Below are 16,549 nucleotides of genomic sequence, written 5' to 3' on the forward strand. Positions count from 1 at the left end.
AATGTCCACAAACAGTCTTTCGAAAAATTAGTGGACTTTTTGGAAAGTAAAATTGCCATAAATATTTTGACTGTCTTGACTTTCACCTTCTATTGTGTATTCGTCTAATAGAACACCTTTCCAGCAATCGAGTTTATATATAATTGTTTCTTCAGAATGAATAATGTCGTATTCTGTTGCTTGCAATATGATTCGATTATCATTTATTTTTCCTTCAACAAATTCTTGAATCATTATTGGTTTAGACGTGTTAATATTCTCAAGAAAAATGATTTTGCCCATTAGGTTATTACCTATGTGTTTGAGAAAGAGTTCACCTTTAGCTTTTCCATACTTGTAATCTTCTTCATAGAGCCATTTACCACTTAGCTTATCCATTGTACGGAATTATTTTTTTTGTTTGTGTCAAAATATTTTATTTTCAGTAAGATACAAAACTAAGTTGAAAAAAAACGATGTTTTTACTGTAAGAGCCCTTGTTGAAAAGGAAAAATCTCATATATTTGCAGTGCTCTAAGGATATTGAGCAAAGGTATTGTCCCATGGTGTAATGGTAACACACCTGTTTTTGGTACAGGCATTCAAGGTTCGAGTCCTTGTGGGACAACCAGAATTTAAGCTTCGATTTTATAATCGGAGCTTTTTTTATGTGCAAAAATTATGGCGATTATGGTTCTTAAACATACGTTTTTGAGAATAACGAGCCTATAATATGTTTAATTTTGCGCCCTTAAAATAATATATATATACTCTAATGTCAAAATTATTTAACCCTAAGTTATTTAGTCTTTTAAAAGCCGGAATTGATAAAAAGCAAATTTCGAATGAAATAATGGCTGGGATTGTTGTCGGTATTGTCGCACTTCCACTCGCAATTGCTTTTGCTGTTGCTTCTGGTGTATCTCCAGATAAGGGTTTAATAACGGCAATTATTGCTGGATTTTTGATTGCTTTATTGGGAGGAAGTCGTGTTCAGATAGGTGGACCAACTGGTGCATTTATTATTATTGTTTATGGTATCGTCGAGACTCACGGTGTTCAAGGTCTTATTATTTCAACTATTATGGCAGGTATGTTTCTTGTTATGTTTGGTTGTTTAAAATTAGGGGCACTACTAAAATATTTTCCACATCCCTTAATTGTTGGTTTTACAAGTGGTATAGCTTTAGTCATATTTTCAACTCAAGTTAAAGATGCTCTTGGTTTAGATATTACGAAAGTTCCTTCTGATTTTATAGCGAAGTGGGAGTTGTATTTTACGCAGTTGCATACGTTTAATCTTACCGCATTAATTCTAACCGTAGCTACTATACTGATTAGTATATTTTCAAAGAAAATTACAAGTAAAATACCTGGTTCATTTATTGCCATTATTGGTGTCACTTTGGTGGTGCAAATTTTAGATTTGCCTGTAACAACTATCGAGTCGTTTTTTGGTGAAATACCAACATCTATTCATTTTAGCCTTCCTTCTGTTGAGTGGGCAAACCTAGGTGATTATGTTGCTCCTGCAATTACAATTGCGATATTAGGTGCTATTGAGTCATTACTTTCTGCTGTTGTTGCCGATGGTATGATTGGTGGTAATCACCGTTCTAATACTGAATTGATAGCACAAGGAATTGCTAATATTGTAACACCTTTTTTTGGTGGTATTCCAGCAACAGGTGCTATTGCTCGTACAGCAACCAATGTTAAAAATGGTGGACGAACACCTATTGCAGGTATGATACATGCTGCAACACTTTTATTAATCATGTTATTTTTTGGGAAATGGGCAAAATTGATTCCAATGTCTTGTTTAGCAGGTGTGCTTATTGTTGTTTCCTATAATATGAGTGAGTGGCGCGCTTTCCGTTCTATTCTAAAAAGTTCTGCTTTTGATATTATTGTTCTATTATCAACCTTCTTTTTAACTGTGTTAGTCGATTTAACTGTTGCTATTGAAGTTGGTGTTGTGCTTTCTGCTCTTCTTTTCATGAAGAGAATGGCAGATCATGGTGAGCAAATTCAAACAGATGTAAATATCGATTTGATTGAAGATTATAGTTATTTGCCTAAGGAAATTACTGTTTATGAGATAAGTGGTCCATTCTTTTTTGCATCAGCTAAAAAGTATGCTCAACTTATTGAGCAAATAGGCTTAAAAAGCAAAATAATAGTTATTCGTATGAGACACGTTCCATTTATTGATGCAACAGGGTTTCGAAATTTCCATGCCGTGATTAAGTCTCTTCATGATTCTCATGTGAAGATTATTTTATCGGGAGTTACAGAGTCTGTATTCCGAGATATGAAAAAGTATGATCTTGTCAACGAGATAGGAAAAAAACATATTTTTGTTTCGTTTAATAATGCCTTGGAATATGCAGAATCAAAGTGTCGTTAACGGAACTTATTAACTTTTAGTTTATCAGAGCATTCATCTTTAAGTAGTTGGATGCTCTTTTTTAATTTTGGGTGTATGAATTCTGGTATTAGTTCTTCTAAAGGATAGAGCGCAAATGATCGTTCCTGAATTCTTGGGTGAGGAATAGATAATCTTTGATTTTCTATACACTCATCACCATAAAATAGAATGTCAATATCTATGGTTCGTTCGCAATACTGAGTGGTTTTTCGAACGCGACCCAATTCCTTTTCTATAATTTGAGTTTTATCTAGAATATCGAGCGGAGAAAGTTCTGAATCAAAAACAACAACTTGATTTAGAAAATTTTGTTCGTGAGTAAAACCCCAAGGCTCCGTTTCGTAAAGAGCCGAAGTTTGAACGAATTTGCCTAGCTGTTTTGTCATCTTTTTGATTGCTTCAGACAATATCTCTTCACGATTCCCAATATTTCCTCCTAATAAAAAGTAAATTCTAGTCATAAAATATCTATTTAAACGGCAAAACAACTAAAGAAATCTTACTCAGCAAAATATACATCGAAAAAATAAGTATTAAAGTTAATGTCAACCACAAAATAGATATATTTGTTATTATGGTTAGATTAAAATTTTTGGAGTCAATCTAATCTTATAATATGAGAAACGACTAATTAGAAAATTAATTATCAAACTAAGTATCTATGAAAAATTTTTTCAAAATTACATTTGCCTCTCTTTTGGGTTTTATCATTGGTAGTATTTTGTTGCTATTTATTGGTATAGGCATCATTGGAGCACTTGTTGCGAGTGGCGATAAGGAAGTTACTGTTAAAACGAATTCTGTTCTAGAAATTTCTTTAAATAAAGAGATTGTCGATAGAGCTTCGGATAATCCATTGGATGGATTTGATGTAATGAGTTTGAAACCAGAAACGAAATTGGGTTTAGACAATATTTTAGCTTGTATTGAGAAAGCTAAGACAGATGATAAGATTAAAGGAATTTACTTGAATGTTAACGATATTTCTTCAAGTTTTGGAGGTTTAGCTGTTGCTCAAGAAATTCGTAACAAACTGAAAGAATTTAAGGAAACAGATAAGTTTATTGTAGCTTATAATAATATGGGGTACTCTCAAAAAGGTTACTATTTAGCTTCAGTTGCCGATAGTGTTTTTCTTAATCCACAAGCTAATATTTGGATTACAGGTATGGGTGGAGAAATGACTTTCTACAAAAATTTTCTAAAGAAAATTGGTGTTGAAGCTCAGGTTATTCGAGTTGGTAAATACAAATCGGCTACAGAGCAATATTTCTTAGAGAAAATGAGTGACGAATCTCGCGAGCAAAGTATGGCTTATATGTCAGCCATGTGGAATCAGATGGCAGAGGCTATTTCTCAAGATCGTGATATAACAGTTGAGAAGTTCAATCAATTGACTAATGAATTCGCTATTCGTAAGCCACAAAATGCTTTAGATTACAAATTGATTGATGGTATGATCTACGAAGATCAGATGGAAGATATGTTGAAGGATCTTACAGGAACAAAAGCGAAGAAAAAATTAAATACAATTAGTATTGAAAAATATGCTAAGGCTCCAAATCTTGATAAAAAGCATTCAAAAAATAAGATTGCTGTTATTTATGCAACAGGAGCAATAGGTTTTGAGCAATCATCTACTGCGATTGGTCCAGAATTAGTTGAGTCAATTCGTAAGGCAAGAAAAGATTCAACTATAAAAGCGATTGTTTTGCGTGTAAATTCTCCAGGAGGAAGTGCTTTAACTTCGGATATTATTTGGAGAGAAGTTGACTTGGCAAGACAAACTAAGCCAGTTATTGCTTCAATGGGTAATGTTGCAGCTTCAGGAGGTTATTATATTGCATGTGCTGCCGATACAATTGTGGCTGATCCTAATACAATCACAGGTTCTATAGGTATTTATGGTTTATTTTTCTCTGGAGAAGATTTAATCAAGAACAAGCTTGGTTTAACAACTGATCCAATGGGAACTCATAAATATGCATCTTTTGGCGGTGGACAAGCAATTCCATTTGCACCAATTATGTCACGTAAGTTCAATAAGAATGAGCGAATGATTCTTCAAGAGTTTCTTAACGAAGGTTACGATACTTTCATAAGTAGAGTAGCTGCTGGTCGTCATAAAACTAAAGCAGAAATTCATGAAGTAGCACAAGGGCGTGTTTGGAATGCAATTGATGCACAAAAACATGGTTTGGTTGATGTTTTAGGTGGACTTGAAACAGCTATTGAAATTGCAAAACAGAAAGCTGGAATTGAAGAGTACCGATTAACATCTTTACCAAAAGAGAAAGATCCATTCCAAGCTATAGTCGATGACTTAACTGGAAATGTGAAAATGCGTGTTCTTAAAAGCGAACTAGGTGTTAATTACCAGTATTACGAAAAATCAAAAGAGATAATGAATATGGGTGGCGTTCAAGTTAGAATTCCATACCAAATTGATTTATATTAATTTCAAATAAATTATCGAAAACGGTAAAAGGACCTTCAAGTAATTGGAGGTCTTTTTTGTTTGAATAGAGATTTTTAGACATAAGAAAAACTTGTTATCTTTATAGTGATTCTAACAAACTAGAATAAAAAGAGTTGATATGGAAATTATTAAAACAAATGCCGGTCATGGTTTAGGTGTAGCAGGATTAGTTCTTGGAATTTTATGCTTGTTTATGGCTTTTATTCCCTGTGTGGGTGCTTTTGCCATTGGGCCTGGTGTTGTCGCTATTATTTTATCAATAGTTGGACTTGTTCAAGCAAATAAAAATAATGGTGCAAAGGGCATAAATATAGCCGCCCTAATTGTGTCGGGTTTGGGTACTATTATAGCCAGTCTTTGGATATTTGTTTTTGTTGGTATCGCTTCGCTCGATGATGATCAAATTCATGGCATGGTGGAAGATGTGATGGAAGAGGTTGTTAATGGAACAAATTCTTGTAATACCGACTTGCAAGATGATTTGGATAAGCTAGAGCAACAGTTGGATAGTATTAAACTTGATGAAATGATAATCATTAAAACAGATTCAACGAAGATTAAAGTTCATATTGAAAAAGAGTAATTGATTAGAGTTAGGTTATTATTAAATACTTATAATGGGAAAAGTAAATAGGCTAAAAAGATTTGGTGGACGATGGTTAATTATTTTGACTGTTGTAATTACTTCAAGTTGCAACTCAAGCAAACTCAAAGAGACACCAATTGAAAATTTTATTGGAGAATGGGTACTTCAAGGAAGATCAATATTCGAAGGTGTAGTAGTCTCAATTGAAAAAAATGAAGAAGGAAATTTATCAGGTAAGGTTATTAGTTTGAATAACAATAAATATGTAAAAATGTTTGTTGAAAACGGTGACAGTTGGGTTTCTAACATAAGTAGATCTTCTAATTTTGAATTCAAATTGACAGAAAAGAAAATTGGGAGTTCATTGTTTGCTTTATATGGGCAACAGACTTCAAAAGATTTTAAAGTTCAATTTATTGATGAAAATACTATTGGATTAGGAGAGGAAAGTTCAGATCCATTAAAATCAAGTATAACCTACAAACGAGTTAATAAATAGTGATGAAGAATTTTGATTCCTATAGAATCATCAATATTATATTTGCAGGAGTAATTGGACTGGTTTTCATTTACTCCTGTCTTTTTTTACCAGAAGGAGGCAAGCACTTAATTCCCTCTTTCTATACCGATATTACAGGGAATTCGAGTCCTTCCTTGGGACTTTCAAGGGCGTTTTCAGCTCTTGTGCGAGGCGATGTGACTTTAGCTAATCAATTTAACCCTCATGCCACGGTGATCTTTGCATTCTTCTGTTTTCAGTTCCTTTTCCGAATACTTTCACTCAAGGTGGATATTATTTCAGTTATAACTAAAAAGACGTGGATACGGATTGATATTGTCTTATCAATTACCCTATTCCTAATAGCCTTTTATCCTCTTATCATATTTACTTTAGTTACAATTCGAGATGTGCTTGTAAAGCTCTGATAAAGACTACTTGGAAATAAAGCTTATATTCTATTTACCACAAGTCAAAGACTTACGGCAAATAGAAACTTGTTGTACCTAAATTAATCAAAGACTATAGTTCTTGTACCATCAACAATAATACGATGTTCCGATTTATAGCTAAGAGCACGAGCCAGTACAATTCGTTCTAAATCACGACCTTTTCGTATTAAATCTTTAATGGTATCCTTATGTGTAATTCGCATAATGTCCTGCTCTATAATTGGACCTTCATCTAAATTTGTTGTCACAAAATGACTTGTGGCTCCAATCATTTTAACACCTCGTTCGTAGGCTTGTTTGTATGGGTTGCCACCCACAAATCCAGGTAAAAAGGAATGGTGAATATTAATGATTTTGTTTTCAAATTCTTCAATAAAATTAGGTGATAGGACCTGCATGTAACGAGCCAAAACAACCAAATCTATATTCTGTTCTTTTAATAAAGCAATTTCTTTGGCTTCCTGTTCTTTCTTGGTGTCTTTGGTAATTGGAAACACATAGTAGGGAATACCGTGAGCATCAGCTATCGGTTTTAAATCAGGATGATTGGATATGATTAATGGAATTTCAATATGGTATTCGTTCATATTGTAGCGCCATAAAATTTCTTGCAAGCAATGGTCGTATTTCGAAACAAAAATGGCAACGCGTTGTTTTTTATCTGAGAATTCAATTTTCCAGTGCGCACCAAATTCCTTGGCTAAAGGTTCAAAAGCCAAACGAAGTTCCGATGCTGGAATTGTTGAGTTTGACATGTTCCATGCTATACGAAGTGAGAAAAACTGCTGGTTTTGATTTACATGTTCGTCCAAATTGATAATGTTGCCACCACTTTCGTAGATAAATTGGGTGATCTTGGTTACAATTCCATTTTGGTCGGGACAAGTGAAGAGTAAAAATGCATTCACATTATTTTCTGTCATAATAATACTTTTCTTGGAGTAATCTCCTGTGGTTAATTTGATTAATAGTATACGATTGATTCTAAATCGTAAAGTGGTTAAGCGTAAAAGTAGGAATTTCAGAGAAAATAGGTAATAAGTCTTGTACTATTTATGTTTCTTGAATTTTAAAATAGCTTGCTTTGCAAAGCTTTGTTCAAAAGAATTATTATGAATCTTGTTTAGTTTTTGAGTTCAGAATACAAGTTTGCAATTGTGTGAAGTTGTCAGATGGATAATAATATTCATGGTAATTCATCTGATAGCTAGATAATCTGGTGAATTATTCTTTGATAGAATTCACAACGTTCTGAATAAACTTATTGCTGTTGAAACGCTTATTTATAGAAAGACCAAGACGAACTATTACGAGATTTTTCGATGGAATAATTGATACGATCTGACCATGATGACCAACACTTCTAAATTCGTCGATTCCGGAAAGATTGTTTACCCAAAATTGGGCACCATATTTTCCATTAGAAGCCTTTGCAGGTTCAGCTGAATACTTTGCCCAACCTTCAGGAAGAATACGCTCTCCGTTTGCCATGCCATCGTTTAAATACAGCATTCCAAACTTAGCCCAGTCGCGAGTTGTAGCATAACCAAAAGATGAAGCTACAAATGTGCCATTGGCATCAGTTTCGTAGTAGAATGAGCTTGCTCCAATTTTATTGAACAGTTCGAGGTAAGGGAAGTTGTGATATGCTTCATCATTACTAATTTTATTACGAATGTATTGACTAATGATATTCGAAGTGCCTGATGAATAAACCCATGCAGAATCTGGTTTTATAGCGAATTTTTTGTTGATTGCATATACTGATGCTTTTCCTGTTTTGTAAAGCATTTTAGTTACATCTGACAAGCCACCATAACCTTCGTCCCAATCCAAACCACTACTCATGTGCATTAAATCGTTTAGGGCGATGTTTTTCCTTTCGTCATTTGCCCACTCTTTAAAAAGTGCTTTGTCGTTAAGATCAAGACGGTTTTGTTTTTTCATTATCCCAACAAGTGCATTGATAATACTTTTGTTCATAGACCAACCCAATAGGGGAGTTGATTGGTCGAAACCTTTACCATATCGCTCTGCAACCAACTTATTTTTATAAAGTACCACAACACCTCGTGTTCTTTCTTCATGATCGAAAATTGAATCGAGAGCTGTGTTTAGTTGTTCAAAATCGATTTCATCTTCAATATCAGTTAAGACTGTGTCTAGAGGAATATTTTCTATGATTGGTCTTTTAAAAGCTTGTTTTTTTAGTTCACTTTCTTCGTAACCTTTAGTTACACAGCAACCCAAAGCATCACGAAAAATCGCTTTGCGAGGAAAAAGGCCGAAGATGCTAGCTGTTACTGATTTCTCTTCTTTATTAACCGTGATACTGGTTTTACTCATAAATGAGTAGTTAATATCGTTGTTTTCTAATGATTCGAGACTTCTGTTGGCAATGAAAATGCCTGAGCATACATCTTTAGCTGCATAAGCCGTTACAACTGGAAGTTTAATACTGGTGTCGTATATTAAGTAGCCTAAGCCAATAAAAATAATGGCTAGTAAAATTCGCTTTATATTTTTCATGTGCTTATTATTTATTTTAAGATTCCACATGGAAATCACCTCATACATCAACTTCTCAGAAATTAATTGTTGGCAAGGCTCTTTTCATAGATTAAAAATAAGAATTTCTCTTACGTTTTAGTATTAATAGGCTTATTATGCTGATCAAAATATAGAGAATTAAGCTTTTGCTTATTCTTTTAGGCAATTTATATCAGATTGGTAACTTTTTGTCCTATTCTACTTTGCGAAATTATAATATAAAATAGCAGCGGCTGATACCATTAGAAATATACCTGAGCCAAGAATATAATCAGCTATTCCTATGTTACTTACTTTTAGGGCTGATGCAATTATTCCTAATATTGCACCAAGTATAAATATGATTTTTGCGTGTTTGTTGTTAGGGATCATAATTTAAATTCAGGGTTAAATGTCAGATTTTATAATTCGTATCTAAGTTATACAATTTTATTATAAAGGAGAGAGATACTATTCTGTTTTAATTTCACTTATTTTAAAAGTAAAAGGCTGCGATTTTCGCAGCCTTTATCTTAGTTATTATTGTATACTATTTTCTTTGTAGGTTGTAAATAAACCCTCAATGTCTCGTTGTATTTTATCTTTAATGTCATTTTGACCACCAGCTTCGGCAACTCCCATTAGCATTTGAACAATTCTAATTTCTCGTTGTTGATCTGTTTGAATACTCTCGTAAAAAACAGGTTCGAGAGAAAGAAAATAGTCTAACTTCTCATACGAGTTCTGGGCAATTTGAAGAAGCAATTTGTTTGCTTTTTCGGTTGCTCCTGCACGATAATATTCTTGAATAAAACCAACCAATGAATAGTCTATAGGAATTTTTGAAGTAGGTAATTCTTCCATACATCTATCAAGCACTTTAATTGCTTTTTCTGGTTTGTTCTCGTCGTTAAGTTTAGCTGCCAGTCGAACATGATTTGAGCGGAACGACATGATACCACAAGTAATAATATGGAATTGATCCATATATACATCTGGCTCTTTAATACGTCCATACTCAAACTTATTCATCATGTTATCGTAAAGCAAGTCTGAATTTATACGTCCATATTCACCGTATGAGTTTTCAGCCTCAATGGGAACTAGGCGATACGCAGCACCTTCCAACTGGAAATATTTTTCAAGACCTAAATAATTTTCAGGCCCCATTCCAATTGAGAAATATATAGGACGATCCCAATTGTTGGTAGCAATGATATCAAGAATCATCATGCTGTTTTTATATAGGTAATCGCTTTTCAATGTCCAATCTAGTCGATCAGCAATTAAATTAACATCTCCTTTTTGAACAGTTCCATTATTCACAACTTTAGCTGAATCAACAGGCAAATAAATATGTTTACCAGGGAAATAATCCATCATTTTTCCTGATTGAGTTTCAAGACGGGTACGTTTATTATCGCTACCAACGAACTCAATCAGTTTTGCTAAATCTTCTGGTTGCCCCTTTAAGTGATCAATTACAGGAACCTGATCACGAATACCTGGTTCTACTTTTTCTGCACTTAAACTCATTGGAACAGGATCAGAATCGTAGGCTTTTTTACGCATCTGATTGATGTACCAATCGCCGGCCAATAAACTGATGTTGACAATACGAATGTCTCGACGAATACCTTCAACTTCTTGTGCATACCAAAGAGGGAAGGTGTCGTTATCGCCATAAGTAAACAGAATAGCGTTAGGATCACATGAATTTAGATAATCTTTAGCATAGGCTAATGTTGCATATCGTCCACTTCTATCATGATCGTCCCAATTTTGTTGAGCCATAAGACCCGGAACAGCAATAAGGCAAATTAAGGTAACCAAACCTGCAGATGCTAAAGCGGGCATTTTATTTTTAAGGAATTTGTAGATTCCTAATACACCAAATCCAATCCATATAGCAAATGCATAGAACGATCCAGCATAAGCGTAATCTCGTTCACGAGGCTGATAAGGTGTTTGATTCAGATAGACTACAATGGCTAATCCTGTGAGTAGGAAAAGCAGCATAACGACCCAAAAATCTTTTTTGCCTTCTTTACCAGCATTTAGTTGAAAGAATATGCCTATTAATCCTAAAAGGAAAGGGAGGAAGAAATAGGTATTTCTAGATTTTTTATTTTTGAGTTCAGAATATAATTTATCCTGATTACCTAATCGCATTTCATCTAAGAATTGAATACCAGAAATCCAATTCCCATTTCGGATACCGCCATGGTTTTGAATATCGTTTTGTCGACCTGCAAAATTCCACATAAAGTAGCGCCAATACATATTATTGAACTGATAGCTGAAAAAGAAGCTTAAGTTATCTCCAAAGCTAGGTTTGTAGATCATTTCAGGACCATTTCCGTTATCTACTGTTATTGGGTTGTTTTTCGAATCACCGCCCCAGTATTTGTAATCGCGCACATGACTAGCATTTGAGCTGTACATACGTGGAAATATGGTGTTAAATCGAGAATCGAATTCGTAAGAAGGTTTACGTGAAGCAATAACATATTTATCTCCTTTTTGAATATAAATTGGTGTTGTGTATTTCACACTCAAAACCGGAGCATTGTAATATTCTCCATAAACAAGAGGTCTGTCGCCATATTGTTCACGATTTAGATAGGACAATAGAGCAAATACGTTATCCGGATTATTCTCATCCATAGGAGGATTGGCTGATGAACGAATAACAATCATAGCAAATGAAGAATAACCAATCATGATGACAACAAAAGAAGTCATAATGGTATTCAGAATAACCTTGTTGTGCTTAATTGAATAGTTGATAGTCCAAACTATAAGAGCAACCATGGCAATGCCATATATTAAAACGCCAGTGTTGTAAGGAGCTCCCATTCCATTTACGAAAGCAAGCTCGAACCACGAAGCAACTTTTACTACACCAGGAATAATACCATACATGATAGCTCCTAAGATAACAAGAGATATACCTAAAGAAGCCAGAATACCATTTCGTGTTGGTTCGTATTTTTTGAAATAATATACAAATACGATAGCGGGAATTGCCAATAAGTTTAAAAGGTGAACTCCAATAGAAAGTCCCATTAGATAAGCAATGAGAATAATCCAACGGTTGGCATATTTCTCGTTAGCTACATTTTCCCATTTTAAGATAGCCCAAAATACAACTGCTGTAAATAGGGACGATAAAGCATAAACTTCACCCTCAACAGCTGAGAACCAAAACGTGTCAGAAAAAGTGTAAGCAAGTGCTCCAACCATTCCTGCTCCAAAAACAGCAACACCATTTGTCAAGCTTATTTCACTATCTTTTATAAATAATTTCTTAGCAAGATGAGTGATTGTCCAAAACAAAAACATAATAGTAAATCCCGAAGCAAGTGCAGACATGAAGTTGACCATGAGAGCCACATATGATGGGTCTGGAGCAAATAGGGAAAAGAAGCGTGCAATAATCATGAAAAGAGGAGCCCCAGGAGGGTGACCAACTTCTAAACCATGTGCTGTTGTAATAAATTCACCACAATCCCACAGGCTGGCTGAAGGTTCCATGGTTAAAGTGTAGGTTATGGCTGCAATAGCAAAAGCTAGCCAACCTAGAATAATGTTATATCGACCGTAATCTGAATTCGACAGTTTTTTGTTTTCCGACATATTATTATCTAAAATTTATAGGATATGATGAGTTCAATTTTAATATTTTCTAATTTTTGACAAACAAAGATGGCATATTTTTTTAGACCATACGGTTTTACTGATATATCTCTTTGTTTACAAAAATAATTAAAGCCTGAAAATAGTCATTTTTAAGCATTTAGATACACGTGTTTTGTAAAAAAATTTTTTTTTTTTTGCAGAATGAAAAATTTGTTTACATTTGCAGTGCTCTAAGGATATTGAGCAAAGGTATTGTCCCATGGTGTAATGGTAACACACCTGTTTTTGGTACAGGCATTCAAGGTTCGAGTCCTTGTGGGACAACCAAAATTTAAGCTTCGATTTTACAATCGGAGCTTTTTTTATGCCTTAAGTTTTTTGTAAGGTGTTGATAATTAAGGTTTAATATATTGCGTTGTAATTTGTGTGGTTATTTGTTTTATTTAAGCTGTTTGACTTTTACTTTTTTATCCATTCAAATTTGAATGGATATTTACTAAGCGGGAGCTTCCCCGCTCGTTATTTCCCTTTAGCATTTTGATGAATTCCTTAAATTTGGCATAAATCACAAGAATAATAAGAAGTGGATCTATTTTATATTTTATCTGAAAACATCGCAATAGCTTCTCTAGCCACCCATTCAGGAGAAATATCAACCATACATTTTTGATAGACATCCTGAGAGCATTTTCCTGATCCATCTTTTGTGCAGGGACGACATTTAAGATCTACTTCTAGCGTTTTAATTTGATCACCACTAGTAAATCCAAAGGCTGTAGGTCCCATTAGTGATAAAGCTTTAATCCCAAATTTATCCGCAGCATGAAGAAAACCGGTGTCTCCAGAAATAACTAATTGTGATTTTTGTATCAGATAACAAGATTCCAAGAGATTGGTTTTTCCTGTTAAATTAAGAATTCGATTGGGAGCAATGTCTTCTATTTCCTTACAAAATAAATCATCTGGGCCAGCCAAAATCATAAATTTGTAATCGGGTAAATTCAAAACAAGTTTTTGCCAATGCGCAACAGGCCAGCGTTTCATTGGCCATGCAGCCGAAGGCACAAGTGTAATTAACTTTAAATTGCCTTTATCCTTAAAGTTAAGAATGTTGGTGTCGATCTTTTGTTTTAGTTCTTCAGGAAAATACCAATCCGTTTTATTGATAGAGAAATCAGTAATACCCCATTTTTTAAGCGGTTTTCTAAATGACATCATGCCTCTAAAAGGCATAGGAAATTTATCAATTCGGAATTTGAATAAAAGAATACGTTTTATTCTGTCTTTACTACGAAGCGTGTATTTCGGTCCAAGGCCAAACCAACGTTTTAGCCTAGGAACTAAGACTGTTTTAAGAACAATAGAGCGAATGTTGCTATGCGCATCGAATATATAATCGAATTTTTCTTTTTTTAGTTCTTTGGCTTGTTTCAATAAACCCTTAAAGCCAGCTTTTCTGTCAAATCCCCAAATTTTTGTAATACGATCGTCCATAGCTAGGAAAGAAGACATATCTTTTCTTGCAATCCAATGAATTTCAGCGTCAGGATAGTGATTTTTTATGCCATCGACAACGGTCATACATTGTATAATGTCACCTATTGAAGAAAAGCGGATGATGAGGAATTTTTTAGGCATGAATTTTTTTTAAGCTTGAACAACAAAATTAGAAAGTTTTTTCTCAAAAGTTGAATTATAAACTGGATAAAGAAGTCATGAGCGATGAAAAATGATCTGTTTTTGTACTTTTTTTTTCTGAAATTTTTATTTGGATGAAATTAACCATAGAAATAGAGCCTGTTGTCAAAAATCTCGTTGAAAACAGATTTAGTCTTAGTAAATTGTATATCAGAGCTAAAGGAAGGATCGTTGAGGGTTTCGCAACAAATTAATTTACGTGTTTAAAGAAAGTTTGTGAGAGGTTCTTATTTGGTGTGTTCATTTAGGTTTTATAATGGTAATACATTTAATCCTACGGATATGAAAGAGAGAGGGAAAGCGATAGTTGTTGGTTGGGATTTTTCAGAATATTCAGAACTTGCTTTAGAGCATGCTTTGTATTATTCATATCAAACCAATATGAAGTTGTATTTGGTGCATATTATCAAGCGAGAATCTGATGCAGAAAAAATGAAGCTTGATATGCAAAAGGTTGTTGATAGAGTTTATCAAGACAAAGGGAAGGTTATTGAGATGATTGTTCGATGTGGAAGTGTGTCTCAAGACTTAAAATTAGTAGCAAAAGAAGTTTCTGCAGCAGTTGTTTTTGTGGGAACTCATGGTATAAAAGGTCTTCAAAATTATACGGGGAGTAATGCATTAAAGATGATAATGGATTCTTCTATACCTTTTGTGATTGTGCAAGCTCCTCTCGAAAAACACACCAGATACTCCTTAGTGTGTCCTATTGATCATAGAAAAGAGAGTAAAGAGGTGCTGTATTGGGTAGCTTATCTTGCTCATATTCTTGATGCTGAAATTACATTGGTTTATCCTGAATATAAAAGTAAAGCAAGAGTAAGACGTACTTTAGCTAATGTCAAATTTTCAAAAAAATATTTGAATAGTTATAGGATCCAATACAATGAAGTGAAGTTGAACTCAAATCGATTCAATGATGCTATTGTTGATTATGCTAAGAAAAAAAAGGCGGATTTAATCTTTACAATTACAAATAGAAGAACAAAAGTTCTGAACTTTTTTTCGGCTTCAAAAATTCAATATTTAATTGCCAATAAAGAGAAAATTTCTGTGTTTTGTTTGAATCCACGTAAAGATTTGTTGTCATATGTTTCTTATAAATAAAATTAGATTGTGAATATGCTTCGAATTATGATTAAATTATATTGATCCTTATTCCCTGTAGAAGTGTCAATATGCTTTAGTAATAAGGTAATTCCAACGCTTTTTGATTGATGATAATAGCTGTATTTTTTTGTTATTCATCTTTGTTTTGTTAACTTAGTAATAGCGAATTTGGAAATGGCATAATAAAACACTGTTTTTTCAGGTTTAATTTTAATTGAAATTAAATCTGATTTTTTTATTCGTATTTTTTCAAAGAAGCATTGATGAAGGGGAATTGCAAAATGATTTATCAAAATACTAAAGATGATAGAAAGCGGAAAAACAATATTTGTTCCATGGGATTTTAAAGGTGTTTCGGAGTACGCCTTGGATCATGCCTTGTTTTATGCCTCGGCTACAAAATTGAGTGTTTGTTTAATATGTGTCGTAAAAAAAGAGTCGTTTGTTAAAGAAGCAAAAAGTAAGCTTGATAAGATTGCTGCTGATGTCTTTGCAAGAAAAGGAAAGCATGTACGTACTATTGTAGAGGTTGGTTCTTTTCATAGTGGTTTAAAGAAAGCCGCTGATAAAAATCAAGCAAGTATGATTTTTGTTGGAATTGATGGTTTTAAGGGAATTCAAAAATATATAGGTACTTCAATTTTAAATGTGATTTCTGGAGCTGTTATCCCTTCAATTGTTGTTCAAAGACCTAAGCGTTCTCGAAGTACTTTTACTATTCTTTGTCCAATAGATCAAAATAGAGAAAGTAAGCTTTTGTTGAAATGGCTCGCCTATTTTGCTCGTTATATTACGATAAAAGTTTATCTGGTTTATCCTGAGTTTGCAGAACCGGGTATGAATAAGAAGGCTTTTAGAAATGTTGCGTTTGCAAAGAATTATTTGAAAAAAGAAAGGATAGATTTTGAAAGTGAATGTTTTAGTGTCTATGATTTTAATAATTCGATTGTTAATTTTTCTCGAAAGAAAGGAGTAGACCTGATCTTTAATTTAACTAAAAGGAAATTTGGATATAGAAGTCTTTTTACGACACCTAAAAGTCATTATCTGATTGCAAATAAAGAGAAAATTCCAGTTATGTGTATCACATCTGTTTGGAAAATGTGGAGGTTTTTACCTTTTAAATAATCAATAAAAACTTTAT

At 33.6% G+C, this 16,549-nt stretch carries 12 protein-coding genes and 2 tRNA genes; 8 read left to right on the top strand and 6 right to left on the bottom strand.

Features of this window, described 5'->3' with window-relative positions; all coding sequences use genetic code 11:
* Window positions 1–27 precede the first annotated feature (27 nt).
* Entirely contained in the window at window positions 28–378 is a 351-nt protein-coding gene (locus EMN46_RS04530) for a hypothetical protein (RefSeq protein ID WP_154199492.1), read from the bottom strand.
* Between the two features lie 158 nt (window positions 379–536).
* On the opposite strand from EMN46_RS04530, the gene EMN46_RS04535 reads away from it, so the two are divergent.
* Together EMN46_RS04535 and EMN46_RS04540 are read left to right on the top strand one after the other, a co-directional pair.
* Window positions 537–610, top strand: a tRNA-Gln gene (locus tag EMN46_RS04535).
* 144 nt (window positions 611–754) lie between these two features.
* Window positions 755–2,389 carry a SulP family inorganic anion transporter gene (locus EMN46_RS04540; protein ID WP_154199493.1) on the top strand — a complete coding sequence of 545 codons (1,635 nt, stop codon included), beginning with the start codon at window positions 755–757 and terminating at the stop codon, window positions 2,387–2,389.
* Here EMN46_RS04540 and folK read toward each other — a convergent pair.
* Complete coding sequence (gene folK, locus EMN46_RS04545) at window positions 2,386–2,871, bottom strand: 2-amino-4-hydroxy-6-hydroxymethyldihydropteridine diphosphokinase (RefSeq protein ID WP_154199494.1); 486 nt, start codon at window positions 2,869–2,871, stop codon at window positions 2,386–2,388. The two genes, EMN46_RS04540 and folK, sit on opposite strands and share 4 nt — an antisense overlap.
* A gap of 200 nt (window positions 2,872–3,071) precedes the next feature.
* Here folK and sppA point away from each other — a divergent pair, with 200 nt between their 5' ends.
* The 3 genes from sppA to EMN46_RS04560 all read left to right on the top strand — a co-directional run bounded on the left by sppA (window position 3,072) and on the right by EMN46_RS04560 (window position 5,974).
* Entirely contained in the window at window positions 3,072–4,868 is a 1,797-nt protein-coding gene (sppA, locus tag EMN46_RS04550) for a signal peptide peptidase SppA (RefSeq protein WP_154199495.1), read from the top strand.
* A 139-nt stretch (window positions 4,869–5,007) separates the two neighbouring features.
* Window positions 5,008–5,472: a DUF4190 domain-containing protein gene (locus tag EMN46_RS04555; protein WP_154199496.1), complete on the top strand. Its 465-nt coding sequence runs from the start codon at window positions 5,008–5,010 to the stop codon at window positions 5,470–5,472.
* A 34-nt stretch (window positions 5,473–5,506) separates the two neighbouring features.
* Window positions 5,507–5,974 (top strand): hypothetical protein, encoded by a 468-nt coding sequence (locus EMN46_RS04560; protein ID WP_154199497.1) that lies wholly within the window; start codon window positions 5,507–5,509, stop codon window positions 5,972–5,974.
* 511 nt (window positions 5,975–6,485) lie between these two features.
* Here EMN46_RS04560 and purU read toward each other — a convergent pair.
* The 3 genes from purU to EMN46_RS04580 all read right to left on the bottom strand — a co-directional run bounded on the left by purU (window position 6,486) and on the right by EMN46_RS04580 (window position 12,594).
* Window positions 6,486–7,349, bottom strand: coding sequence for a formyltetrahydrofolate deformylase (purU, locus tag EMN46_RS04570; protein ID WP_154199499.1), 864 nt, complete (start codon window positions 7,347–7,349; stop codon window positions 6,486–6,488).
* Between the two features lie 301 nt (window positions 7,350–7,650).
* Window positions 7,651–8,955, bottom strand: coding sequence for a serine hydrolase (locus EMN46_RS04575; protein WP_195715182.1), 1,305 nt, complete (start codon window positions 8,953–8,955; stop codon window positions 7,651–7,653).
* Between the two features lie 540 nt (window positions 8,956–9,495).
* Entirely contained in the window at window positions 9,496–12,594 is a 3,099-nt protein-coding gene (locus EMN46_RS04580) for a DUF2723 domain-containing protein (RefSeq protein ID WP_154199501.1), read from the bottom strand.
* Between the two features lie 256 nt (window positions 12,595–12,850).
* Between EMN46_RS04580 and EMN46_RS04585 the strand changes: the two genes are divergently transcribed.
* Window positions 12,851–12,924, top strand: a tRNA-Gln gene (locus tag EMN46_RS04585).
* Between the two features lie 267 nt (window positions 12,925–13,191).
* Here the strand turns inward: EMN46_RS04585 and EMN46_RS04590 are convergent.
* Window positions 13,192–14,235: a glycosyltransferase family 9 protein gene (locus tag EMN46_RS04590; RefSeq protein WP_154199502.1), complete on the bottom strand. Its 1,044-nt coding sequence runs from the start codon at window positions 14,233–14,235 to the stop codon at window positions 13,192–13,194.
* 342 nt (window positions 14,236–14,577) lie between these two features.
* Here EMN46_RS04590 and EMN46_RS04595 point away from each other — a divergent pair, with 342 nt between their 5' ends.
* Entirely contained in the window at window positions 14,578–15,402 is an 825-nt protein-coding gene (locus EMN46_RS04595; protein WP_154199503.1) for a universal stress protein, read from the top strand.
* A gap of 306 nt (window positions 15,403–15,708) precedes the next feature.
* The gene (locus tag EMN46_RS04600; protein ID WP_154199504.1) at window positions 15,709–16,533 is read left to right on the top strand and encodes a universal stress protein; all 825 of its coding nucleotides are present in this window, start codon (window positions 15,709–15,711) and stop codon (window positions 16,531–16,533) included.
* Window positions 16,534–16,549 lie beyond the last annotated feature (16 nt).

It is taken from the genome of Ancylomarina sp. 16SWW S1-10-2, assembly GCF_009669305.1.
Lineage (GTDB): Bacteria > Bacteroidota > Bacteroidia > Bacteroidales > Marinifilaceae > Ancylomarina.

What these genes read in the sequence shown, in the direction of transcription:
- EMN46_RS04555 (WP_154199496.1), top strand. Translation starts at nt 5,008, where the DNA reads ATGGAAATTATTAAAACAAATGCCGGTCATGGTTTAGGTGTAGCAGGA.
- EMN46_RS04580 (WP_154199501.1), bottom strand. Translation starts at nt 12,594, where the DNA reads ATGTCGGAAAACAAAAAACTGTCGAATTCAGATTACGGTCGATATAAC.
- sppA (WP_154199495.1), top strand. Translation starts at nt 3,072, where the DNA reads ATGAAAAATTTTTTCAAAATTACATTTGCCTCTCTTTTGGGTTTTATC.
- EMN46_RS04530 (WP_154199492.1), bottom strand. Translation starts at nt 378, where the DNA reads ATGGATAAGCTAAGTGGTAAATGGCTCTATGAAGAAGATTACAAGTAT.
- folK (WP_154199494.1), bottom strand. Translation starts at nt 2,871, where the DNA reads ATGACTAGAATTTACTTTTTATTAGGAGGAAATATTGGGAATCGTGAA.
- EMN46_RS04540 (WP_154199493.1), top strand. Translation starts at nt 755, where the DNA reads ATGTCAAAATTATTTAACCCTAAGTTATTTAGTCTTTTAAAAGCCGGA.
- EMN46_RS04600 (WP_154199504.1), top strand. Translation starts at nt 15,709, where the DNA reads ATGATAGAAAGCGGAAAAACAATATTTGTTCCATGGGATTTTAAAGGT.
- EMN46_RS04575 (WP_195715182.1), bottom strand. Translation starts at nt 8,955, where the DNA reads ATGAAAAATATAAAGCGAATTTTACTAGCCATTATTTTTATTGGCTTA.
- EMN46_RS04595 (WP_154199503.1), top strand. Translation starts at nt 14,578, where the DNA reads ATGAAAGAGAGAGGGAAAGCGATAGTTGTTGGTTGGGATTTTTCAGAA.
- purU (WP_154199499.1), bottom strand. Translation starts at nt 7,349, where the DNA reads ATGACAGAAAATAATGTGAATGCATTTTTACTCTTCACTTGTCCCGAC.
- EMN46_RS04590 (WP_154199502.1), bottom strand. Translation starts at nt 14,235, where the DNA reads ATGCCTAAAAAATTCCTCATCATCCGCTTTTCTTCAATAGGTGACATT.
- EMN46_RS04560 (WP_154199497.1), top strand. Translation starts at nt 5,507, where the DNA reads ATGGGAAAAGTAAATAGGCTAAAAAGATTTGGTGGACGATGGTTAATT.